This window comes from Burkholderiales bacterium, assembly GCA_035560005.1.
Taxonomy (GTDB): Bacteria; Pseudomonadota; Gammaproteobacteria; order Burkholderiales; family Eutrophovitaceae; genus DASRFY01.
On record DATMAN010000058.1, the window covers coordinates 12111 to 34688 of the forward strand.

The window sequence follows — 22578 nt, forward strand, 5'->3', positions numbered from 1 at the left end:
CGTGTGGATACACGCTTGCCTTTGCCCCGCCTATTGCGGGCCGTCCGGCGGCCGTTCGGCGGGCGCCTGCTGCGCGGGCGGCTGGGGCGGTGCGGCGGGTGTGGGCAGCGGGGCTACGATGTGCGGATCCTCGACCACCCTCACGGCGGTGATGAAGTAGGGGGTCTCCGCGAAGCAAGTCGTCGGCACGCCCACGTGCTCTTCGTAATGCAGCGAGACGCGCCGGCCCATGGAGCGGTTGATCTGCTCGGCGACCGCATCGTCGCGCACGCTGAACAGGAATTTCTCGGTCATCGTGCCTGGCATGGTCACCATCGCCAGCTCGCCCTCCCAGGTCTTGCAGATCCAGCCTTTCCTGGACAGCTTCTGTACGTAGCCCGCGCGCTCGCCCGTGGAGTAGCTCCAGGTCAGGACGAACCAGGTGTAGGCGGCCGCGAGCAGCCCGACGACCGCGGCCAAGGCCAGAAACCAGCCCAGAACTCTCATTGACCGGTCCTCGCCGGCAGCGGCGAGGCGCGCACGGCGTCGACTTCCGAGGCGATCCGGCGCCCGATCGCCGCCACGATGCGCCCGCTCTTGTCCGCGCTCGCCGGCGTGGCATCGCGAGGGGTCCCGGTGCGGGAACACACGCCGTCGGCAGCGCGACGACGGGTCAGGCGGTCGCTGCCGGAATGAACATCGCGTGCCGCCTCAGGCATGTTCACCGAGCGCGGCGCCATATACAGCACCATCGAGGTTTCGATCGCACGGGCGCGCTTCTGCCGGCTGCGCCGCCGCGGTGCAGGGAATCGGTCTGCCCAGAGTAGAATGCGCACGTCCATCGCGTTGCCGGCTGCATCCACCTTGGCCCACGAAACGCGCCGCCTTCCGGCCGGCGCCATCCCGTTCGGTTCGAAACCGCTGCCCACAAGGGGCGAGTGGCGTGTGGTCGGCATGCTGTTGCCCTATCTGTGGGAGTTCCGCTGGCGGGTGCTGATCGCGCTCGCCTTCCTGGTCAGCGCCAAGCTCGCCAACGTCGGCGTGCCGCTGGTCATGAAGGAAATCGTCGACGGCCTGCAAGGCACCGCGCAGGCTATCATCCTGCCCTTGTCGCTGCTCGTCGTCTACGGGGCGCTGCGCCTGTCCACGACGCTGTTCGCCGAGTTGCGCGACGTGGTGTTCGTGCGGGTGACGCGGCGCGCGATCCGGCGCGTGGCGCTGCAGGTGTTTCGCCACCTGCACAGCCTGAGCCTGCGTTTTCACCTGGAGCGGCAGACCGGCGGCGTATCGCGCGATATCGAGCGCGGCACCCGCGGCATCTCGCAGCTGCTGTCCTACATGCTGTTCTCGATCATCCCGGTGGTGCTCGAGTTCGGCCTGGTGGCGGCGGTGCTGCTGGCCAAGTTCGACTGGCGCTTCACCGCCGTGACGTTCTCGGCGGTGGTCGTGTACATCGCCTATACGATCACCATCACCGAGTGGCGGATCGGCATCCAGCGCCGCGCCAACGAGATGGACTCCAAGGCCAATACGCGCGCCATAGACAGCCTCCTCAACTACGAAACGGTGAAATACTTCAACAACGAGGACTACGAGGCGCGCCGCTACGACGAAAATCTGCAGAAATACGAGGCAGCCGAAGTGCAGCGCGAGATGTCGCTCGGACTGCTCAACATCGGCCAGAGCGCGATCATCGCCGTGGCCGTCACGCTGCTGATGATCCTGGCGGCGCAGGGCGTGGTTTCCGCAACGCTGACCCTGGGCGACCTGGTACTGGTGAACGGGCTGCTGATCCAGCTCTACATTCCCCTCAACTTCCTCGGCATGGTCTATCGCGAGATCAAGCAGTCGCTGATCGACATGGACCGCATGTTCCGGCTGCTCGCCGAGCATCGCGAGATCGAGGACAAACCCGGCGCACCCGACCTCAACGCCTCGAATCCCACGGTGCGGTTCGAGCGCGTGGACTTCAGCTACGAGCCACGCCGCCAGATTCTGTTCGACGTGAGCTTCGAGATACCCGCGGGAAAGACCGTGGCGGTAGTAGGCCCGAGCGGCTCGGGCAAGTCGACTCTGGCACGACTGCTGTTCCGTTTCTACGACGTGACCGGCGGGCGCATCACGATCAACGGACAGGACATTCGCGACGTGACTCAGAAAAGCCTGCGTGCGGCCATCGGGATCGTTCCCCAGGACACGGTGCTGTTCAACGACACGATCTTCTACAACATCGCCTACGGAGATCCCGGCGCCGGCCGCGACGAGGTCATCGCCGCAGCGCGCGCCGCCCATATCCACGACTTCATCCAGAGTCTCCCCGACAAGTACGACACCATGGTCGGGGAGCGCGGGCTGAAGCTATCGGGCGGAGAAAAGCAGCGCGTGGCCATTGCCCGCGCGCTGCTCAAGAATCCGCAGATCCTGATCTTCGACGAGGCGACTTCCGCGCTCGATTCGAAGTCCGAGAAGGCGATTCAGGCTGAACTGGACCGGATCGCCGCCGAACGCACCACCCTGGTGATCGCGCACCGGCTCTCCACCGTGGTCGACGCCGACCAGATCCTCGTGCTGGAGCACGGGCGGGTGGTCGAACGAGGACGGCACGCCGAGCTGCTCGCAAGGGGCGGGACGTACGCCAGCATGTGGGCTTTGCAGCAGGAGCAGGCACAGTCTCAGGCGCACGGTGTCGAGACCGCAGCCATTCGAGCGCCGGGAACTTAGACTAAGTATTTGATTTGGCGAGAGACACGGGCGGCTCTTCATAGGTTTTCGCGAAATCTTTGCTTAGTGACTGATTTTTGGTATGTTGTAGTCGCGCAGCTCGTGCAAAGGGAGATCGAGCCGCGCTCCACAAGGTCGCTGGGCACGCCAATCGGTACGCCCGCCGCCGGCAATCCTGACTACAACAACGACTGCGAGGACTGGAGTGTCGATGCGTTTGCTCGCTGTTTTGACTGCGTGCCTGACGGGACTGGCCGCAACATCGGCTGTGGCTGAGCAGACCGCTGGCCCGCCGGCGCGGGCCCATTACGTCAAGCTGGGAATCAAGTCCGGGGCTGCCTTGGTGATCGATCAGGAGAGCGGAGAACTCCTGTTCGGCAAGAACGAAGACCAGGTGCTGCCGATCGCTTCGATTACCAAGTTGATGACCGCAATCGTCATCCTGGATTCCGGAGCACCGCTCGGCGAATCCGTGACCATCGAGCGGGCGGACGTGGATCGCTACAAGGGTTCTCGCTCGAAGCTGGCGATCGGCCTGGAACTGACCCGCTCCGACCTGCTCAAGCTCGCGCTGATGGCATCCGAGAACCGCGCCGCCGCCGCGCTATCGCGCACCTTCCCCGGCGGGAGCGAGGTGTTCGTCGACGCCATGAACCGCAAGGCCCGTCTTCTCGGCATGAACGACACGCGCTTCGTCGACGCGACCGGGCTCAATCCAGGTAACGTTTCCACCGCCGCCGACCTCGCGAAACTCGTGGCGGCTGCGCACGAATATCCGCTGATCCGCGAGTACACCACGGCGGATTCGGCCCGCTTGCAGGCGGTGGCCGGCACGCGGCGCCCGCGCGTGCTGCATTTCGTGAATTCCAACCGCCTGGTGCGCAGTTCCAAGTGGCAGATCGGCCTGTCCAAGACCGGGTACATCAGCGAAGCCGGCCGCTGCCTGGTCATGCAGGCGCGCATCGCGGACAAGCCACTGATCATCGTGTTGCTGGATTCGTGGGGCAAACTGACGCGGATCGGCGATGCGAACCGCATCAAGCGCTGGCTGGAAACCGATATCGCGCAGCGCGCGGCCATGCGTTCCTGAATCACCGGCGCGCGGGGTCGCCGGCACCGTCTCGCAGGGCCCTCCTCGGCCCGAAAAAGCCCGCAAGCCCTTTACGCTGCCCGGATCCCGGCGCGATAGCCGATTGCGCGCGAGATCAGGTCGGCCACTTCCTTCACGCGCGGCCCCCACGCCTTGTCCAGCCGATTGGAAGGCGCCGACACCGAAAGCCCCGCGACCAGCCGGCCTTCGTCGTCGTGGATGCCCGCCCCGATGCACGACACGCCCTTTTCGGCCTCCTCGTTGTCCAGCGCGTAGCCGAGCTTGCGAATGCGCTCGAGTTCCTTGGCAAGCGCGAGCGTGTCGCGAATGGTGTTCTTCGTGAACACCGGCAGCCCGGTGCGCGCGGCGTATTCCTGCAGCTTTTCCGGGCCGTCCTGCAGCAGAAAGATCTTGCCCACCGCCGTGATGTGCAGCGGCGCGCGCGCACCGATCAGATGGACCACCCGCATCGCGGCGCGGTCGGAGTGAATGCGCTCCACGTAAACCATCTCGTCGCCCTGACGCACGGACAGGTTCACCGTCTCGTGCAGCTCCTGGTGCAGCTGGCGCATGTAGGGCAGTGCTTCCGCACGCACGTTGATCCGCGACTTGACCAGGTTGCCCAGCTCCAGCAGGCGGATTCCCAAGCGGTAAGTGCCCGGCTCGATACGGTCGACCATCCGGTATTCCACCAGCACGTTGAGGATGCGGTGGGCGGTCGAAGGATGCAGACCGGTGACATTGGCCAGCCGTTTGAGGTTCACCGGCTCGCCGGAGCGTGACAATGCATCGAGCAGGTCCATCATGCGCTCGATCACCTGAATCGAGGGCTTGGCGGCGGATTCGGCCATCTGCGGAGTCATGCCATTCGATTGCTGCAATGCGGAAATGGTAGCCGAGCCCAGGGCGGGAGGCAATCCGCCACCCGATCTCCGCCGACTCGCCAAGAGCGCGCGGAGCGTGTGCTAACATGCGGCGCGCGTTGTTGCGCCGCATGTCGGCGCGCGGCGCATGCCCTTAGGCCGTCCGTGAAAGCGCGCAATCTGTGCGCGCTCACGCTCCCAGTTTCAGCCGCGGTGCTGACCAAGCGATATGCGAGTGGGTCTGTTCGTTACCTGTCTTGCCGACCTCATGCGCCCGAGCGTGGGGCTGGCGGCATTGAGGTTGCTGGAGGAGGCGGGCTGCGAGGTGGTGGTGCCGCGGACCCAGACCTGCTGCGGGCAGCCCGGCTACAACTCGGGCGACCGCAAGTCCGCGCAGGCTTTGGCGAAAAAAGTGATCGCCGAATTCGAGGATTGCGACTACGTGGTAGCACCCTCGGGATCATGCGCCGGAATGATTCGGACGCATTACCCGCAACTCCTGTCGGAATATGCCGAGCTGAAGGGCAGGGTACAGTCGCTGTGCGCCAAGACCCACGAGCTGACCGACTTTCTGGTCAACGTGGCCGGACTGGAGGCGGTGCCGGGGCGCTTCGAAGGCACCATCACTTATCACGATTCCTGTTCCGGGCTGCGTGAACTGGGGTTGAAGTCGCAGCCGCGTGCGCTGCTGGCACGGGTGCAGGGGCTCACGATCAGGGAAATGGAGCAGCCCGAACAGTGTTGCGGTTTCGGCGGCACGTTTGCCGTCAAGTACGGCGACATTTCGGCGCGCATTGCCGATCAGAAGTGCGAGGACATCGAGAAGACCGGCGCCGACGCCGTGGTGCTGGGCGACCTCGGTTGCATGCTCAACATCGAAGGACGGCTGCGCCGCCGCGGCGACATGCGCACCCGGGTGCTGCACGTAGCCGAAGTGCTGGCCGGCATGACCGGAGACGAGATCGAATAGCACGGCCGTCCTGAAATCCACGCCAAGGACCAACATTTGAAAAGCAGAGACACAAGGCAGTGGCGAACGCTCCGTGCGCTGCTTTCTCCGCGCCCTGCGCCGGTGCGGCGGCTGCCGATGTGTGCTCGGGTCTGACGATGCGAGTCACATCCCAGGAGTTCAAACGGGTCGCTTCGCACAAGCTCGCCGACCCCAAGGTGCAGAAAGCGCTGGCGAACGCCAAGGGCCGCTTCGTCGTTGCCCGTGCGAGGTCCATCCTCGAACTGGACAACTTCGAGGAGATCCGCGATGCGGCCGCCGCGATCCGCGATCACGCGCTCGAATACCTGGATCTCTACCTCGAGCAATGGGAAGCCAGGGCCGCGGCAGCTGGGACTGTCGTCCACTGGGCCGAGACGCCCGAGCAGGTGAACCGCATCGTGCTCGACATCGCTCAGCGCAATGCCGTGCGCAAGGTGATCAAATCGAAATCGATGCTGGGCGAGGAGACCGGTCTGAACGAATATCTGGAGCGCGGGGGGCTGGAGGTGGTGGAGACCGATCTGGGCGAATACATCATCCAGCAGGCGGGCGATCACCCCTCGCACATCATCGCCCCGGCGATTCACAAGTCCAGGGACGAGATCGCTGACCTTTTTGCGCAGAAGCACCGGCGTGCGCGCCTGACGGAGATCCCCGCGCTCACGCACGAAGCGCGCGAGATCCTGCGCCCGCACTTTCTCACCGCCGACATGGGCATCACCGGCGCCAATTTCCTGATCGCAGAGACTGGCTCGACGATGATCGTCACCAACGAGGGCAACGGGCGCATGACCACGACGCTTCCCCGCGTCCACGTGGCGATCGCGGGCATCGAGAAGATCATCCCCACGCTGGAAGACGTGTCGCTCATCCTGCGGCTGCTCACGCGCTCCGCGACCGGACAATCGATCAGCAACTACCTCTCGTTCACGAGCGGCCCGAAGCGGCCGCGCGACAAGGACGGACCGGAGCAATTTCACGTCGTGGTGGTGGATGTCGGCCGTAGCCGGGTGCTGGGATCGGAGCTGAGGGAAGCCCTGCGCTGCATCCGCTGCGGCGCCTGCATGAACCACTGCCCCGTCTATCAGAATATCGGCGGCCACCCCTACGGCTGGGTCTACCCGGGGCCCATCGGGTCGGTGCTGACGCCGGCCTACGTCGGGCTGGAGAAGGCGCTCGATCTGCCCAACGCCGCCACGCTGTGCAATCAGTGCGGGGTCGCCTGCCCGGTGAAGATTCCTCTGCCCGATCTGATGCGCAAGCTGCGCGAAAAGCAGTTCGAGCGCCGGTTGCGTCCCGCTGCAGAACGCTGGGCGCTGAAGGCGTGGGCCTGGACCGCCGCCCGGCCGGCGCTCTACGGATGGCTGACCGCGATCGCGGCGCGCCTGGGCCGCTGGGCGGGAGGTCGCGAAAGGCTGCTGCACCGGCTGCCCTTCGCGGGCGCCGAATGGACCCGGGAACGCGATCTGCCCGCACCGAAGGGGGTGACCTTCCGCGAGATCTATGACGCGCAACGCAAACGCCGACAACAACGACCGGACTAGCCACCCGGGGCGCCAAGGACAGCCCGAACGCTCTCCCCGCCACGTTTGGTGTTGGTGGTTCGCCGGGCCTTGAAAAATGCACCGGATCGTCTTTCTGGATCGCGCCATCTTTCCCGCGCCGCTGCGGCGGCCTCGCTTCGCGCACGAGTGGGCCGAATATCCCGCGACCAGCGAGGCCGAACTGGAGGCGCGCCTGGCGGGGGCGACGATCGTGGTGTCGAGCAAGATCCCGCTCAAAGGAGCCACGCTCGCCAAGTTCCCCGCCATCCGCTTCATCGCGATCGCCGGCACCGGCTACGACGCCTTCGATCTGGATTACTGCCGCGAACACGGCATCGGCGTGTCCAACGTGCGCGGTTACGCCGAGCATACCGTGCCCGAGCATACCTTCGCGCTGCTGCTCGCGCTGCGCCGCAACCTGCTGGCGTACCGCGCGGACGTGGAGGCGGGGCTATGGCAGAAGGCCGCGCCCTTCTGTTTGTATACCCATCCGATCACCGACCTCCATGGCGCCCGGCTGGGGATCGCGGGCGAAGGCGCGATCGGGCAGGGGACGGCGCGGATCGCGCGCGGTTTCGGCATGGACGTCGTGTTTGCCGACCATGACGGCCCGAAGACCGGTCCCGGCCCCTTCGTACCGCTGGCGGAGCTGCTCGCGACGGCCGATGCGGTGGCGCTGCACTGCCCGCTGACCGAGCGCACACGCCACATGATCGGCGAAGCGCAGTTGCGCGCGATGAAAAAAAGCGCGGTGCTCATCAACACGGCGCGCGGCGGGCTGGTCGACGAGGGAGCGCTCCTGCGGGCCCTGAAGGACGGGTGGATCGCCGGGGCGGGCCTGGACGTGCTCACGCGCGAGCCTCCGCGCGAGGGCAGTCCCTTGCTCGAATTGCGGCTGCCGAACCTGATCGTCACGCCGCACATCGCATGGGCGGGCGACAAGGCGCTCGCCGCGTTCGCCGAGCAGTTGATCGCCAACATCGAGGCGTGGGCGCAAGGTCGCCCCCAGAACCTGTTGACCTGAGTGACGGAGAGCATCGGGACATGGCAGCCAGGCAGAACATCCTGCAGCGCATCCGGGGCGCGAACCGCCGCGGCGGCGAACCCACGCCAGAAGAGCGTGAGACGGTGCTTGCGCGCCTGCGCGAGCATCCGCGCGGGCCGCTGCCCACCGTGCCGGGCGAACTCAAAGCGCGCTTCGGCGAACGCTGCATCGCGCTGCAGTCCACGCTCGACGCGGTGGAGGAGCTCGGGCGCGCCCCGCAGGCGATCGCCCGTTACCTGCGCGACCACCAGTTGCCGCTCTCGGGCGTGTGCTGGCCGCAATTCGCGGCGCTCGACTGGCGCGCGGCAGGACTCACTGTCGAAGCGCGCACCTGCGGCGCAGAGGACAAGGTGGGAATCACAGGCGCCTACTGCGCAATCGCGGAGACCGGCACGCTGATGCTGCTGTCCGGAGAGCATGAGCACGCCGCCACCAGCCTGCTTCCCGACACGCACGTCGCACTCGTGCCGGTCGCGCGCATCGTGCGCACCATGGAGGACGCGTGGGACCTGCTGCGTGCCGAACGAGGCTCGCTGCCGCGGCAGGTCAACTTCGTATCCGGGCCTTCGCGCACCGCCGACATCGAGATGACCCTGGTGATGGGCGCCCACGGTCCCTTCAGGGTGCATATCGTGCTGATCGGCTCGTGAGACGCCGCTGATCGATCCGCCGGAGGGAGACGGTCTAGGCACCGCGCTCAAGAAAAGGGCGGAGCTTCGCGCTGGGCCGGGCACGCTAGAATGAATCTCGAGCCCCTTGCGCCAGGCCGCCACAAGACAACGATACGAAACAAGCGACCGGTATGCTGATCCACACGCCGAATCTGCGAATTTCAACCTGCACGCCCGAGCAACTCGACGCCATCGTCCGCGATCCGAAGTCGCTGGCCGCGCTGCTCAACGTCTCGATTCCGGACGGCTGGCCGTACTTTCCGCAAGCCTACCCGCATCTCCGGGAGCTCCTGAAGCAGGATCCATTGCGGCCCTATTCGGGCTGGTGGCTCTATCTGTTCGTCCGTCCCGAGGAACGTGCCCTGGTGGGTTGCGGCGGGTTCCAGGACAAGCCGAGCGCGGATGGCGTGGTGGAGGTCGGTTGCGAAATCGCGCCCGCCTATCGCGGCCGCGGCTATGCTTCGGAGGCGCTGGGGGCGCTGGTGCGCTATGCCTTCACCAGACCGGAAGTGGAAGCGGTCGACGCGCATTCCGGTCCCGCCGACTCCGCGTCCGCGCGGGTGCTGGCCAAATGCGGCATGCAGGTAATCGGCAAGGACCAGGACGCGCGCGCAGGCCAGATCCTGCACTGGCGTATCACGCGCGACGAATACCTGCGCGGGCGACAACGCAAGGTCGCGTGAAGCGTGAGCAGATGTAACCGGGCTCGACTGCGCCGGAACTGGCCCGATACACTGGTACGCGCGACGCGATTTCCTGCGCGCGCGTTTTGCCCCTTGCCTGCGTTTCTTCGTGGGCACCCGATCACACCTGCGACATGACCGAAGGCGGTTTCCTGCCGGAGTTTCCGTTCGTCGCCGGCGAGCTGGCCCTGCTCGGCGCCGTGCTGCTTTCCGCGCTGGCCGCCGGCCATGCCTGCGTGCGTTATCTGCGGCTGCCGCGCATCACCGGGTTTGTCGCGGCCGGCCTCCTGCTCGGTCCCAGCGTGCTCGACGTGCTCGATGCGCAGGTGCTCCATGGCGTGCGCATTTTCGTTGACATCTCGCTCGGGCTGATCCTGTTCGAGCTGGGGCGCAGGCTGGATCTGGGCTGGCTGAAGCGCGACCGCTGGCTCGCGGCGGCCGCGTTGGCCGAAAGCGCACTGTCCTTCGTGCTGGTGCTGGCGGTGCTGCGGGCCTTTCGCATCGAGCCCGTTTACGCAGCGACCGCGGCCGCGGTCGTGATGGTGACGTCTCCGGCGGTGATCATTCTCGTGGTGCACGACGAGCGCGCGCAGGGCCCGCTGACCGAGCGGCTGCTCACACTGACCGCACTGAACAACGTCGTGGCCTTCCTCTTGATCACGGTGCTGTTCGGCTTCATTCATGCGCAATACGCCGCGAACTGGATCAATGCGGTCGCACACCCGCTGTACCTGCTGGCCGGATCGCTTCTCGGGGGCTACGCGGCGCATCGCACGCTGATCGTGCTCGCGCGCTGGCTGCCCAAGCGCGATGACGTACAGTTCGTGCTGCTGGTGGGAGCGGTGGTCGCGCTGGTCGGCGCGGCCAACGCCCTGAAGCTCTCCGTGCTGGTGAGCCTGCTCGCCTTCGGCGTGTTCACCCGCAACCTCGACCGCAACCGCCATGTGCTCGCGGTCGAATTCGGGCCGGGCGGCCAGCTGTTCTTCGTGGTGCTGTTCGTGCTGACCGGTGCCGGCATCGAGCTCCAGGAACTGCTGGCTGGCGGTCTGGTCGGCTTGGCCGTGGTGGCCGCGCGCTTCGCCGGAAAGCTGACCGGTGTGGCGCTGTTCGCGCCGCTGTCCGGGCTGAAGCTTTCGCGCGCCGCATGGCTCGCGGTGGGCATGATGCCGATCTCCGGCGTGGCGCTGGTCATGTTGCAAGGCGCGGGCTCGCTCTATCCGGAATTCGGCGCGAAGCTGGCGGCCACGGTCGCGGCCGCGCTGGTGCTGCTCGAGATCGTCGGGCCGCTCGCCACGCAGTGGGCCCTCAGGCGCGCCGGCGAGACCGCGCCGGAAAACGCGAGGTGAGGACATGGAGTTCAAGCACTCGGAGCCGTTCACCGTCGGCGTGGAGCTGGAGGTACAGATCCTCTCTACGCACGACTACAACCTGATCCGCGGCGCTGCGGATCTGCTCACCCTGCTGGCCAAAGCGGGGCATCCGGGAGAGGTGAAGCCGGAGATCACCGAGAGCATGTTCGAGATGTCCACGTCGGTGCACCGGACGCACCGGACCCTGCTCGCCGAGCTGCAGGCGATTCGCGAAGCGGTGGTCAGGCAGGCGCAGCGCCTCAACGTGGCGATCGCCGGCGGCGGCGCGCATCCGTTCCAGCGCTGGAGCGAACAACGCATCTTCCCCGGCGCGCGCTTCTTCCATCTGCACGACTTGTACGGCTACCTCGCCAAGCAGTTCACGGTGTTCGGCCAGCACATTCACATCGGCGTGGAAAGCGGCGATGACGCGGTCTATCTTACCCATCTCATGGCCCGCTACCTTCCGCACTTCATCGCGCTGTCGGCATCCAGCCCGTATTCTCAGGGTGTGGACACCGCATTCGATTCCTGTCGACTGAACAGCATCAACGCCTTTCCGCTGTCGGGAACGATGCCGTTCGTGCGCTCGTGGGCCGAGTTCATCGACTATTTCGAGTCGATGAGAAGCCTGGGCATCGTCGAGAGCATGAAGGACTTCTACTGGGACATCCGACCCAAGCCGGAATACGGCACGATCGAGATCCGGGTGTGCGATACTCCGCTCACCGTGGAGAGGGCGGCCGCGCTGGCGGCCTATGCGCAGGCGCTGGCGCGGTATCTGATGACCGCACGGCCGCACCTGCCTTCACAGGACGTCTATCGTGTGTACAGCTTCAACCGGTTCTGCGCGTGCAGATTCGGCCTGGAAGGCGGGCTGATCGACGCCTACACGCGCAGCCGTTGCCTGATCAAGGAGGATGTAGCGGCGGTCTTCGAACAGATCGCGCCGTACGTGGACGCGCTGGATGCCGGCGCAGCACTGGAGAACCTCCGGGCGGTGCTCGATTCCGGCCGCAACGATGCCGGATGGCTGCGCGAAGCGCACCGCAAGACCGGCTCGCTGCCCAATACGGTGCGGCTCTCGGCTGAACTTTGGGCGAAGGGAAGCGTCCCACTTCCGGCCTAGGTTGCACGAGCCGAAGCTCCGCAGGTAGGACGCACCGAAGCAGCGCGCGCATCGAACATGCCCAGAGCGTTTTTCCGCCGGCTGCTGCCCGATCCCGGCGCAGTGCGCAACAACCGCTTCGTGCGCTGGCTGGGGCCGTGGATCCAGCACCCGCGCCTGTGGCACGTCGACCGGCGGGGCATCGCGCTGGGGTTCGCGGTCGGGCTGTTCTTCGGGTTGATGGTCCCGGTGGCGCAGATCCTGTTTGCCGCGTTGTTCGCGGTCCTGCTGCGGGCGAATCTGCCGGTAGCGGTCGTGAGCACGCTCGTCACCAATCCCTTTACCTTCGGGCCGATCTATTTTCTGGCCTATCGTCTGGGCACGTTGCTGCTCGGAGAGACTCCGGCGCCGGTCAGCGAAACCGATCTGCAGGCCGATGTGGACGCGACCGTCACGGGTGCCGTGGCGTACGCGCGGTTCGTGATGGAGCAAGTGTCGCTGCTGGGCAAGCCGCTGCTGCTCGGCCTTCTCGTGCTGGCCGTGAGCGCCGCGCTGCTCGGTTATGCGCTGATCACGCTGCTGTGGCGCGTTCACGTGTCCGTGCGCTGGCGCCGGCGCAATGGCCGCCGGCCCGGCTAGACCGAACGGCGCGCGAATCAGAGGTAATAGATCGCCAAATAGGAAGCCAGCAGGATCGCTACCCACAACACCATACTGCCGGTGGGCCAGGTGCGCGCGAGCAATCCGGCGGGCCCGTGGTGTCGATAGATCCGCGCCACCGCGGCGCGCAGCGCCTGCTCCGCGGCGCGGGCCGTGCGCTGATACAGCGCCGCCGAGGCGCTGACGAGCAGGCGGGCGAGCCGCGACCCCGGCGCACGGTACAGCCAGTCGACGTCCAGCGTGATGGTCGGCGTGCGCTTGAGCAGCGGCAGCATCACGAAGAACGCAAGCCCCGAGAACAAGAGCAGTTGGAGCTGCCCGACGACGTGCGCTGCGGTGTACGGCACGAAGTGCACCGGGTACGGCAGCAGCGCGTACAACGGTTGCGGGTATACGCCGAGCGCGATGCACGCCGCGGCGAAAAGCAGCATCGCCGCGCGCATGTTCAGCGGGGGATCGGCCCGGCGCAATCCGGAATCCTTCTGGAAGAACACGAACCACGGAAACTTGATTCCGGCGTGCAGGAACACACCCGCCGAGGCGGCCGCCAGCAGCAGCCAGGTCCACGGCATGTGCTGATCCGCCGCGGCCGCCGAGATCATCGATTTGCTCACGAAACCGGAAGTGAGGGGGAAAGCCGAAATCGACAGCGCGCCGACGATTGCGCAGGCGGTGGTCAACGGCATTGTGCGGAACAGTCCACCCAACTCGCTGCACTTGCGCCGTCCGGTCATGAGCAGCACCGAACCGGCCGACATCAGCAGCAACGCCTTGTAGATGATGTGGGCAAAGGCGTGCGCGGCCGCGCCGTTGATGGCCAGCTCGGTGCCGATCCCCGCGCCGGCGACCATGAAACCGACCTGGTTGACGATGCTGTACGCGAGGATGCGCCGCATGTCGTTTTCCAGCAATGCGTAGATGATGCCGTAGAAGATCATGAACAGGCCCACGAAGATCAGCAGCTCCGTGCCGGGGAAGCCGCGCAGCAGCGCGTACACCGCCGTCTTCGTGGTGAATGCGGACAGAAACACCATTCCGGAATAAGACGATTCCGGATACGCGTCGGGCAGCCAGGCCGAAAGCGGTGGCGCGGCCGCGTTGACGAGGAACCCGGCGAGAATCAGCCAGTGCGCGGGGCTGTCCAGGGTCATGGGGCCAAAGCCGATCGAGCCCGTCTCGGCCGCATGCCCGGCAATGCCCGTCATCAACAGCACTCCTCCGCCCAGATGCACGGCCAGGTAGCGCATTCCCGCCCGGTAGGCCGCCGTGCTGCCCGCGCTCCAGATCAGGAACGCCGAGGCGAGCGCCATGACCTCCCAGAAGACAAACGCCGTGACGAGATCGCCGGCGAACACCGTGCCCACCGCAGCTCCCGCGTAGAGGAAGGCGGCCGGCAGCTCGGCCGTGTTCCTGCCGTTGAGCGCGAACAGCGCGCCCGCGAACGCCGTGATCGTGAAGACGATTGCGAACAGTCGCGCCAGCCGGTCGGCGCGCATGACGATCAGCCGGTAGTCGAGCAGGGTCGCCTGCCAGTGATCGCCGTCCGGCAGCGTGCAGCACAGCGCCAGCGCGACGAGCGGCAGCAGCAGAGCCCAGCCGGCGCGCACACCTCGCGGCATCCAGGGCAGCAGCGCTCCCGCGGCGATCAGGACCAGCGCGGGGTGAAGCGCGCTAATCGTCATAGTAGGTGTCTTTGCGTTTGAGCAGCGCGCCAAGCAGCTTGGCGACCAGGATCATCGTGGCGCAGGAGCCGAAGCCGAACCAGGCGCCGAAACCGAAGCGGCCGTCGATTCCGAAGTGTCCCGGCACCGGCACCACGAGCTGCACCAGTACGACCGCGACGAGTGCCGCGACGAACAGCGCCCACAACAGTCGGATCGTTGCGGGACGCACCAGCCAGTGGTCCTTCATTCAGCCTCCCGTAATGTCTCTGGCAAGTTGCAGCGGCAACTGCGCGCAGAAGAACATGGCCACCGTAGCCAGCGCGCTCGCCGCGAGCGCGAGCACGATCGGCAGCGGCGCTTCGCCGTGCGCCGCCTCGCCCGCATCCTCCGGCGCCTTCAGGAAGGCGCGGTACACGATCGGCAGATAGTAGGCCGCATTGAGCAGCGTGCTGGCCGCGACCACGGCCAGCGCCGCCAGATGTCCCGTCTGCAGCGTGCCCATTACCAGGTACCACTTGCTCACAAAGCCGGCGGTGGGGGGAACGCCGATCATCGACAGCGCACCGATCGCGAATGCGGTCATGGTCAGCGGCATGCGCCGCCCGATGCCGTCGAGCTGGCTGACTTCCGTCCGGTGGGCGGCGGTGTAGATCGCGCCGGCGGCGAAGAACAGCGTAATCTTGCCCAGCGCGTGCGCCACGATGTGCAGCGCCGCGGCGGTGACCGAGACCGGCGTGAGCAGCGCCGCGCCCAGCACGACGTAAGAGAGCTGGCTCACGGTCGAATACGCGAGCCGGCGCTTCAGGTTGTCGGAGCGCAGGGCGATGATGGAGGCCGCCACGATGGTGAACCCGGCGGCCACCGGCAGCCACTCGGCACTCGCGACCCCCGCGCCGTGGCTCAGGCCGAACACGTAAACGATCACCTTCACCACACTGAATGCGCCGGCCTTCACCACCGCCACCGCGTGCAGCAAGGCGCTCACGGGAGTGGGCGCGATCATGGCCGCCGGCAGCCAGCGATGAAACGGCATGAGCGCAGCCTTGCCGATGCCGAACACGTAGAGCGCGAGCAGCACTCCCAGCGTCAGGTCGCCGGCCGTGCCGGCGAGAATCCCGCCCGGGGCGAACGCGGTCGTGCCCGCGAGGAGCCAGGTCCAGGCGATGGCCAGCAGCAGCAAACCGGTCGAAGTGCCCAGCAGCAGCCCGAGATAGACGCGCCCGGCACGCCGGGCTTCCGGCGTGCCGTGATGCGTGACCAGCGGATAGGTGCTGAGCGTGAGCGCTTCGTAGAACAGAAACAGGGTCAGCAGATTGCCGGCGAACGCCACCCCCATGGTGCTCGCCAGCGCGATCGCGAAACAGACATAGAAGCGCGTCTGGTGTGCCTCGCGGTTCGCACGCATGTATCCGATCGAGTAGACCGAGTTGACGATCCAGAGGCCCGAGGCCACCAGTCCGAAGAGCATGCCGAGCGGCTCGACGCGCAGCCTCAGCGACAGGCCCGGCAGCACCGTGAACAGGTCGGCCTCCGGTCGCGCGCCCGCGAGCACTGCCGACACCATCGAGGCGACCACGCCAAACAGCAGCACTGCGGTGATGAGCGTCATGCCCTCGCGCAGATTCGGCCAGCGGCCGGTGGCCGCGATCAGCACGGCGCCCGCGGCGGGCAGCGCAATCGCGAGCTGGGGAGCATTCAGCCAGCTCACCGCACGTTCTCCAGAAGCGTTCGTGCCGCCTGCGCGGCGGTGCCGACGGTGACCGAGGTGTCGAGCCCGAAGAAGACGCAAGCCGCGGCGAGCAGCAGCGCCGGAATGAGCATCGAGAGCGGTGCCTCGCGCACGCCCTCGGCCCGGGGAGGCGGCTCGCGCAGATAGCACGTCTCGATCAGCCGCCAGACGTACACGATCGCGAGCAGCGTGCTGGCGAGGATCGCCGCCGCGAGCCACCACCAACCGCGCTCCAGCGCAGCGAGCACCAGATACCACTTGCTCACGAAGCCGACCGTGCCCGGGATGCCGATCAGGCTCAAGCCGCCGATCGTGAGTCCCGCCGCGGTCCATGGCATGCGCTTGCCCAGCCCTGCCATGCGCGCGACGGTCGGCTGGCCGATGCGCAGCGCCACGCAGCCGAGCAGCAGGAAGATCGATCCCTTGGCCACCGCGTGATTGAACAGGTGCACGATGCCACCGGTCAGGCCGGTCGCCGAGGCGAAGCTCGTGCCCAGCGTGATGTACCCGATCTGCGCCACGCTGGAGTAGGCGAACATGCGCTTGACGTCCTGCTGGAAGATGGCCACGGTCGAGGCGACGAACATGGCGGCCACGGAGAGCGCCAGCAGCACTTGCGGCAGCGGCAGGTGCGCGAAGACCAGGGAGTGGCCGAAGACCGAGAAGTAGAAGCGCAGCAGCAGGTAGACGGCGACTTTGGTGGCCGTGGCCGCCAGAAACGCCGTGGCCGCCGACGGCGCGTAGGCATAGGCGTTGGGCAGCCACAGGTGCAGCGGGAACAGCGCCAGCTTGAGCGAGATGCCGACCGTGAGAAACGCCAGTGCGGCAAGTTGCGGACGCGCGTGGCCCACCGCCGTAATGCGGTTCGACAGGTCGGAGAGGTTCAGTGTCCCCGTCATCAGGTAGAGCAGACCCACGCCGATCACGATGAACGTCGCACCGATCGTGCCCATGATGAGGTACTGATAGGAGGCGACCAGCGCGCGCCGGTCGCGGCCCAACGCGATCAGGATGTAGGTGGCGAGCGAGGAGATCTCCAGGAACACGAAGACGTTGAACGCGTCGCCGGTGATCGCGATGCCGAGCAGTCCCGCGAGGCACAGCAGATAGGCGGTCCAGAACAGATATTGCTGCTCGACGGGAATCTCGAAGCCCACGCTGGCGCGCGCGTACGGCACGACGACGGAGGCGATCCCCGAGACCAGTACCAGCACGAAGGCGTTGACGACGTCGACGCGGTACTCGATTCCCCAGGGGGCGGCCCAGCTTCCGAGCAGGTAGGAAACGGCTCCCGTGTGCAGCACCTGCAGCAGCAGCGCAACCGCGATCGCGGCCGAGACCCAGGTCACGACAAGCGCCAGCAGCCATGCGGCGAAGCCGCGCCGCAGCAGCACGCATAGCGGGGCGGCGATCAATGGCAGGGCCACTTGCAGCGCCGGAAGATGAGCGTAGATCATTCCGGCTCTTGATCCTGCGCGTGGATCTGGTCCTCTTCGATCGTGCCGTAGACCTCGTTGATCCGCACGACGATCGCGAGCCCGAGCGCGAGCGTGGCCACGCCGACCACGATCGCGGTCAAGATCAGCACGTGCGGCAGCGGATTGGAATAGAGCTTGAAGCCTTCGGCGACGATCGGCGCGGTGGCGCCGATGATCTTGCCCGGCGCGATGTAGATGAGATAGACCGAGGTCTGGAAGATGCTCAGACCGATGAGCTTCTTGACCAAGTTGCCGCGGGCGATGAGGATGTACAGGCCGACGATCAGCAGCAGGATCGCGATCCAGTAGTTCAGGTAGCCGGCCGGGTTCATGGGCCGCTGCGCGGGCCGCGCCCGCGGCCCGCGAACGTATAGAAGATCGCGAGCATGACGCCGGATACGGTGATGAACACGCCGAGCTCGACCAGGAAGATGCCCAGATGCTGGCCCGCCACCGGATCGCGCGCCAGCACGAAGTAGTCGAGATAATTGCCGCCCAGCGCGATGCCGGCCATGCCCACCCCGGCGTAGAGCAGGACGCCGGCGGCGACCATCGTTTCCACCAGCCACTCGGGGACCATACGCTTGGTCGCCTGCAGCCCGAAGATCAGCGCGTAGAAGATCACCGCCGCCGCGACGATGACGCCGGCCTGGAATCCGCCTCCGGGGCCCAGGTCGCCGTGGAACTGCACGTAGAGTGCGAACAGCATGACGAAGGGGATCAGCAGCTTCGCGATGACGCGAAGAACCATGTGACCTCTCATCGCCTGCCCTCCTCGTCGCTGTCGCGGCGGCGCCTGCGCAGCAGCGCGAGCACTCCGACTCCGGCGGTGAAGATGACCGTCGTCTCGCCCAGCGTGTCGTAACCGCGGTAGCTGGCCAGCACCGCCGTCACCACATTGGGCACGCCGGTTTCCTGCGGCCCCTGTTCGAGGTAGCGCGGCACCACGTGATGATGAATGACGCTGTCCGGACTGCCGAACTCGGGCAGACCGAGCGTGCCGTAGGCGAGCAGGCCGCCCGTGATGAGCGCGACGACGAGCGGCAGTACCGCTCGCCGCCGCGGCGCTGCCTCCTCGCTGCGCGTCAGGTACAGCGTGCCCAGCAGCAGTACGGTGGAAATGCCCGCGCCCACCGCGGCCTCGGTCATCGCCACGTCGACCGCGTCGAGCACCACCAGCACGGTGGCCATCATGAAGCTGTAGAGCCCGCCGAGAACCGCGACCGCGAACAGGTTGCGAACGCGCGCGATGGCGAGCGCCGTGGCCGCCATCATCGTCAGCAGCGCGGTTTCGGTCAGCGTTTCGATGGGCGCGCTCCTCCGTCGGAGGAGAGCCGTGGCTGCACTCCCCGCACGAGGGCGGCGCGCGCCAGGGCGTGGGTAGCGGTGGGGCTGGTGAAGAACAACAGCAACGCGATGAAGGCGAGCTTGACCGCGATGAGGCTCGCACCCGCCTGCAGCATCATCGCGAGCAGAACGAGGCCGGCACCGAGCGTGTCGGTGACGCTCGCGGCGTGCATTCGGGTGTAGAAGTCTGGCATGCGCAGCAGTCCGAGCGCACCGATCAGGCAAAACGCCGCGCCGCCCGCCAGCAGGACCCAGCTCACGGCATCGATCAACGAGGACATCACGAAACCTCCCTGTCTTCTTCATCGGTTCCCGCATCGCCCAGATCGCCGTAGCGGAAGAACTTCAGCACCGCGATGGTGCCGACCACATTGAGCAGTCCGTACACGATAGCGATGTCGAGAAAATCCGGCCGGCCGGTGAGGAAACCGATGGACGCGAGCAGGAGCACGGCGACCGTTCCGCCGGTATTGACCGCTTGCGCCCGGTCGAACACCGTGGGCCCGAGAATGGCGCGGGCGAGCGCTCCTGCGAGCGTCAAGAGCAGTGCGAGCGTCGCCATCTCGAACATCACGGCTCGATCTCGATTTCGCTCACCCGGCGGTCCATTTCGCCGGCGGCCAGCGCCCGGGCTGCGTCGGCGGTGAGTGCATGCACCAGGATCTCGCCGCGGCCCACGCGCACCGAAATCGTGCCCGGGGTGAGCGTGATGGAGTTGGCGAACACCGTGCGTCCGAGATCGCTCTTCTGCGTGGATTTCACGGTGACCAGCGTGGGACTGACGGGCAGGCGCGGATGCACGATGATGCGCGCAACTTCCCAGGCCGACTTGACGATCTCTTTTGCGAGCCAGGGCCAGTAGGCGAGCATCGCCCGAGGCGCGAGATGCAGAGGATGGCCCTCCTGATCGACGACCTCCATGCGCCGTGCGAAGGCCACGACGGCCAAGGTGCATCCGATGCCGGCGCCCAGCAGGAAAGGCGTGAAGTGGCCCGACAGAAGGAGCCAGAAGACGAAGAGAACGATTGCCGTGCTGACGAGGCGCAAGCGCCGGTGCCTCACGTGTGCTCGATGCGTTGGCGCCGCGCGGTCCGCGGCGCCAACGCTTTTCGGGCCTCGCGACGTGGGGCGGATTCTATCGGCTCGGGCGTCGTGTCACAACCCGAAGCCCCGGAGCCGTCGCGGCTGCCTGTGCCGCCGCGCGGGCACGGCTCGCAGTGCAACAACGGCAGCGCGATGTTCGCGAGACTGGTCAACATCGGGGTTTCCCTCATAGAATCGCTCCACGCAGCGAGAAGCTCGAGACCAAAGGGTTCTTGTGCCGGCACCGGCACAACGCGGCGTCCACACGGCGGCAGCTCGGTGCCGCGCTCCACGCCTCACGCGGGGAAGTCGCGGCACAGGCACGGTTTCGCGAATTCATACCGGAGGAGGAGACTCAGATGTCAAGAAACAAGCGCTCGACCAGGAAGACCGCCCCTGTATCCAGTTCACGGCGCCGGTTCCTGGGTCGAACGGCGGCGGTTGGCGGTGCTGCCACGCTCGCGACCCTAGCCGGCTGCGGCCTGGGCCAGGACTCGAAACAGGCCGCCACATCCGGGGGTGGCGCGGGCGGCGATCTGCCGCAGCTCAACCTGCGCTTCCAGGGCGGGTTTCCCGCCAAAGACCCCTTGTTCGACATCGCGCAGGACTTCTACCGGCTGCTCTCCGAGCTCTCCGGCGGGAAGATCAAGGTCGAACTGCTCCAGGCTGGCTCCGTGGTCGGCGCGTTCGACCAGGCCGATGCAGTGCACAAGGGAATCCTGGACGGGTCGCACGCGGTGCCGGCGTTCTGGTACGGCAAGGACAACGCGCTGTCGCTGTTCGGCACCGGACCGGCGCTCGGGCAGGATGCCAACACGGTGCTCGCCTGGATGGAATACGGCGGCGGCCAGCAGCTCTACGACGAGCTGTACCGCGACATCCTGAAGCTCGACGTGGTCGGCCTGATGTACGGTCCCATGCCCACGCAGCCGCTCGGCTGGTTCCGCAAGGAAGTGAGATCGGCCGCGGAGTTCAAGGGAATCAAGTACCGGACCGTAGGCCTGTCGATCGACGTGTTCAAGAACATGGGCGCGGCGGTCGTCGCGCTCCCCGGCGGCGAAATCGTGCCGGCGCTGGAGCGCGGCGTAATCGATGCAGCCGAGTTCAACAATCCCGCCTCAGACAGCGCGTTGGGATTCCCCGACGTGGCCAAGACCTGCATGGTGAAGAGCTACCACCAGCCCGGGGAGTTCTTCGAGATCCTGATCAACCGCCGCGTCTGGGAGTCGATGCCCGAGGCTTATCGCACGATGTTCAGGATCACCGCCAAGGCGGCGAGCGCGCAGATGAGCTGGAGGACAATGGACCTGTACTCCAAGGAATACGAGAACCTGCGCGACAAGCGCGGCATCCGGTTCGTGGAAACACCGAGGGACATTCTCGAGGCCCAGCTCAAGGCCTGGGACGCGGTGATCGCGGAGAAGGCCGCGGCGAATCCCTTCTTTGCCAAGGTGCTGGAATCGCAGAAGGCGTTCATGAAGCGGGTGGTCGGCTATCAGGTGAAGTTCATCGTCGATCCGCGCCAGGCCTACGAGCATTTCTTCGGCAAGGTCGCCTGAACGCAGCGGCGGTGCCGCCGGACTGCCATAGAGGGAGCTGCCCGTGAAGAGCGTACTGTTCATGATCGACCGCCTGAGCACCTGGACGGGCAAGGCGTTCGCCTGGTGCGGCGTGCTGTTGACGCTGATCGTGTGCTACGACGTGGCTGCGCGCTATATTTTCAGGAACCCGACGCAGTGGGGGTTCGACGTCGCGATCATCCTCTACGGCGTGCTATTCATGATGGCCGGTGCCTACACCCTGTCGCGCAACGGCCACGTGCGGGCGGACATGATGTACCGCACGCTGCGGCCGCGCTCGCAAGCGTGGATCGATCTGGCGCTGTACTTGCTGTTCTTCTTCCCAGGGATCGCCGCGCTGGTCTACGCCGGCGTGGAGTTCGCCCACACCTCCTGGGCAATGAGGGAGGTCTCCAGCGTCACCTCGGCGGGAACTCCGATCTACCCCTTCAAGATGGCGATCCCGCTCGCCGGTCTTCTCCTGTTCCTGCAAGGCGTCGCGGAAGTCGTGCGCTGCGTGATCTGCATCCGCACCGATCAGTGGCCCCAGCGTTTGCACGACGTCGAGGAGGAAGACATCGAGCAGTTGAAGGACATCCTCGCCGGCGGGCAGGAGAAGAAATGAACGCGGTCGGTCTGGTCAGGTTCGAAGCGCGCACGATCGGGATCGGCATCATCGCCCTCATTGCGGCCGCCTACATCCTGTTTCTGCCGCCGCCGTCCCAGATCACGCATGCCCATCTGGGGATGGTGATGCTGGGGATGATCGTCGCTTCCATCCTGCTCGGCTTCCCGATCGCGTTCACCCTGATCGGCCTGGGGATTCTGTTCGGCGTCGTGGCCTTCGACAGATCGGGCGTTGCCCTGCTGGACAACCCCATCTTCGACAACATGGTGCTGCGCACCTACGGGGTGATGACCAGCGACGTGATCATCGCGGTGCCGCTGTTCATCTTCATGGGCTACATCGTCGAGCGCTCCGGCATCATCGACCGGCTGTTCCGCAGCCTCGAG

The 22578-nt window shown here is 66.3% G+C and carries 26 protein-coding genes; 13 read left to right on the top strand and 13 right to left on the bottom strand.

Annotation, left to right across the window (positions count from 1 at the left end; genetic code table 11):
• Nucleotides 1-30 precede the first annotated feature (30 nt).
• Nucleotides 31-486: a hypothetical protein gene (locus VNM24_08920; GenBank protein HWQ38713.1), complete on the bottom strand. Its 456-nt coding sequence runs from the start codon at nucleotides 484-486 to the stop codon at nucleotides 31-33.
• Nucleotides 483-935 carry a hypothetical protein gene (locus tag VNM24_08925; protein ID HWQ38714.1) on the bottom strand — a complete coding sequence of 151 codons (453 nt, stop codon included), beginning with the start codon at nucleotides 933-935 and terminating at the stop codon, nucleotides 483-485. Before VNM24_08925 ends, VNM24_08920 begins: the two co-directional genes overlap by 4 nt.
• On the opposite strand from VNM24_08925, the gene VNM24_08930 reads away from it, so the two are divergent.
• Together VNM24_08930 and pbpG are read left to right on the top strand one after the other, a co-directional pair.
• Nucleotides 844-2700, top strand: coding sequence for an ABC transporter ATP-binding protein/permease (locus VNM24_08930; GenBank protein ID HWQ38715.1), 1857 nt, complete (start codon nucleotides 844-846; stop codon nucleotides 2698-2700). The genes VNM24_08925 and VNM24_08930 overlap by 92 nt on opposite strands.
• A 211-nt stretch (nucleotides 2701-2911) precedes the next feature.
• Nucleotides 2912-3790 carry a D-alanyl-D-alanine endopeptidase gene (pbpG, locus tag VNM24_08935; GenBank protein HWQ38716.1) on the top strand — a complete coding sequence of 293 codons (879 nt, stop codon included), beginning with the start codon at nucleotides 2912-2914 and terminating at the stop codon, nucleotides 3788-3790.
• A gap of 71 nt (nucleotides 3791-3861) precedes the next feature.
• Here pbpG and VNM24_08940 read toward each other — a convergent pair whose 3' ends face one another.
• Nucleotides 3862-4641 carry an IclR family transcriptional regulator gene (locus VNM24_08940; GenBank protein ID HWQ38717.1) on the bottom strand — a complete coding sequence of 260 codons (780 nt, stop codon included), beginning with the start codon at nucleotides 4639-4641 and terminating at the stop codon, nucleotides 3862-3864.
• Between the two features lie 241 nt (nucleotides 4642-4882).
• Here VNM24_08940 and VNM24_08945 point away from each other — a divergent pair, with 241 nt between their 5' ends.
• From VNM24_08945 to VNM24_08980, 8 genes are all read left to right on the top strand, one after another.
• Complete coding sequence (locus tag VNM24_08945) at nucleotides 4883-5623, top strand: (Fe-S)-binding protein (protein HWQ38718.1); 741 nt, start codon at nucleotides 4883-4885, stop codon at nucleotides 5621-5623.
• Between the two features lie 137 nt (nucleotides 5624-5760).
• Nucleotides 5761-7188 (top strand): LutB/LldF family L-lactate oxidation iron-sulfur protein, encoded by a 1428-nt coding sequence (locus VNM24_08950; GenBank protein ID HWQ38719.1) that lies wholly within the window; start codon nucleotides 5761-5763, stop codon nucleotides 7186-7188.
• 76 nt (nucleotides 7189-7264) lie between these two features.
• Nucleotides 7265-8212 carry a D-2-hydroxyacid dehydrogenase gene (locus VNM24_08955; protein HWQ38720.1) on the top strand — a complete coding sequence of 316 codons (948 nt, stop codon included), beginning with the start codon at nucleotides 7265-7267 and terminating at the stop codon, nucleotides 8210-8212.
• Between the two features lie 20 nt (nucleotides 8213-8232).
• A complete protein-coding gene (locus VNM24_08960) occupies nucleotides 8233-8883 on the top strand; it encodes a lactate utilization protein C (protein ID HWQ38721.1) in 651 nt (216 codons plus the stop codon).
• Between the two features lie 152 nt (nucleotides 8884-9035).
• A complete protein-coding gene (locus tag VNM24_08965; GenBank protein ID HWQ38722.1) occupies nucleotides 9036-9587 on the top strand; it encodes a GNAT family protein in 552 nt (183 codons plus the stop codon).
• 134 nt (nucleotides 9588-9721) lie between these two features.
• Nucleotides 9722-10933, top strand: coding sequence for a cation:proton antiporter (locus VNM24_08970; protein HWQ38723.1), 1212 nt, complete (start codon nucleotides 9722-9724; stop codon nucleotides 10931-10933).
• 4 nt (nucleotides 10934-10937) lie between these two features.
• Nucleotides 10938-12065, top strand: a complete 1128-nt coding sequence (locus VNM24_08975; protein HWQ38724.1) for a YbdK family carboxylate-amine ligase — start codon at nucleotides 10938-10940, stop codon at nucleotides 12063-12065.
• 57 nt (nucleotides 12066-12122) lie between these two features.
• The gene (locus VNM24_08980) at nucleotides 12123-12683 is read left to right on the top strand and encodes a DUF2062 domain-containing protein (protein ID HWQ38725.1); all 561 of its coding nucleotides are present in this window, start codon (nucleotides 12123-12125) and stop codon (nucleotides 12681-12683) included.
• Nucleotides 12684-12700: 17 nt separating this feature from the next.
• Here VNM24_08980 and VNM24_08985 read toward each other — a convergent pair whose 3' ends face one another.
• The 10 genes from VNM24_08985 to VNM24_09030 are packed head-to-tail and all read right to left on the bottom strand — an operon-like array spanning nucleotide 12701 to nucleotide 19984.
• The gene (locus VNM24_08985) at nucleotides 12701-14386 is read right to left on the bottom strand and encodes a Na(+)/H(+) antiporter subunit D (GenBank protein HWQ38726.1); all 1686 of its coding nucleotides are present in this window, start codon (nucleotides 14384-14386) and stop codon (nucleotides 12701-12703) included.
• Nucleotides 14376-14615 (bottom strand): hypothetical protein, encoded by a 240-nt coding sequence (locus VNM24_08990; protein ID HWQ38727.1) that lies wholly within the window; start codon nucleotides 14613-14615, stop codon nucleotides 14376-14378. The genes VNM24_08985 and VNM24_08990 overlap by 11 nt, the downstream gene beginning before the upstream one ends.
• On the bottom strand, nucleotides 14616-16076 hold the full coding sequence (locus VNM24_08995; GenBank protein ID HWQ38728.1) for a proton-conducting transporter membrane subunit: 1461 nt from the start codon (nucleotides 16074-16076) through the stop codon (nucleotides 14616-14618).
• The gene (locus VNM24_09000) at nucleotides 16073-17554 is read right to left on the bottom strand and encodes a monovalent cation/H+ antiporter subunit D family protein (GenBank protein HWQ38729.1); all 1482 of its coding nucleotides are present in this window, start codon (nucleotides 17552-17554) and stop codon (nucleotides 16073-16075) included. Before VNM24_09000 ends, VNM24_08995 begins: the two co-directional genes overlap by 4 nt.
• Nucleotides 17551-17907, bottom strand: a complete 357-nt coding sequence (locus tag VNM24_09005) for a cation:proton antiporter subunit C (protein HWQ38730.1) — start codon at nucleotides 17905-17907, stop codon at nucleotides 17551-17553. The genes VNM24_09000 and VNM24_09005 overlap by 4 nt, the downstream gene beginning before the upstream one ends.
• Nucleotides 17904-18338, bottom strand: a complete 435-nt coding sequence (locus VNM24_09010; GenBank protein ID HWQ38731.1) for a Na(+)/H(+) antiporter subunit B — start codon at nucleotides 18336-18338, stop codon at nucleotides 17904-17906. The genes VNM24_09005 and VNM24_09010 overlap by 4 nt, the downstream gene beginning before the upstream one ends.
• Nucleotides 18335-18850, bottom strand: coding sequence for a DUF4040 domain-containing protein (locus VNM24_09015; GenBank protein HWQ38732.1), 516 nt, complete (start codon nucleotides 18848-18850; stop codon nucleotides 18335-18337). The genes VNM24_09010 and VNM24_09015 overlap by 4 nt, the downstream gene beginning before the upstream one ends.
• Before the next feature lie 20 nt (nucleotides 18851-18870).
• Nucleotides 18871-19203 carry a monovalent cation/H(+) antiporter subunit G gene (mnhG, locus tag VNM24_09020; protein HWQ38733.1) on the bottom strand — a complete coding sequence of 111 codons (333 nt, stop codon included), beginning with the start codon at nucleotides 19201-19203 and terminating at the stop codon, nucleotides 18871-18873.
• Complete coding sequence (locus VNM24_09025; protein HWQ38734.1) at nucleotides 19203-19493, bottom strand: monovalent cation/H+ antiporter complex subunit F; 291 nt, start codon at nucleotides 19491-19493, stop codon at nucleotides 19203-19205. The genes mnhG and VNM24_09025 overlap by 1 nt, the downstream gene beginning before the upstream one ends.
• A complete protein-coding gene (locus tag VNM24_09030) occupies nucleotides 19493-19984 on the bottom strand; it encodes a Na+/H+ antiporter subunit E (GenBank protein HWQ38735.1) in 492 nt (163 codons plus the stop codon). Before VNM24_09030 ends, VNM24_09025 begins: the two co-directional genes overlap by 1 nt.
• A gap of 380 nt (nucleotides 19985-20364) precedes the next feature.
• Between VNM24_09030 and VNM24_09035 the strand changes: the two genes are divergently transcribed.
• From VNM24_09035 to VNM24_09045, 3 genes are all read left to right on the top strand, one after another.
• On the top strand, nucleotides 20365-21564 hold the full coding sequence (locus VNM24_09035; GenBank protein HWQ38736.1) for a TRAP transporter substrate-binding protein: 1200 nt from the start codon (nucleotides 20365-20367) through the stop codon (nucleotides 21562-21564).
• Nucleotides 21565-21607: 43 nt separating this feature from the next.
• Entirely contained in the window at nucleotides 21608-22189 is a 582-nt protein-coding gene (locus VNM24_09040) for a TRAP transporter small permease subunit (protein HWQ38737.1), read from the top strand.
• The coding region (locus tag VNM24_09045) for a TRAP transporter large permease subunit (protein HWQ38738.1) at nucleotides 22186-22578 on the top strand (393 nt) is incomplete at its 3' end. The genes VNM24_09040 and VNM24_09045, both read left to right, overlap by 4 nt.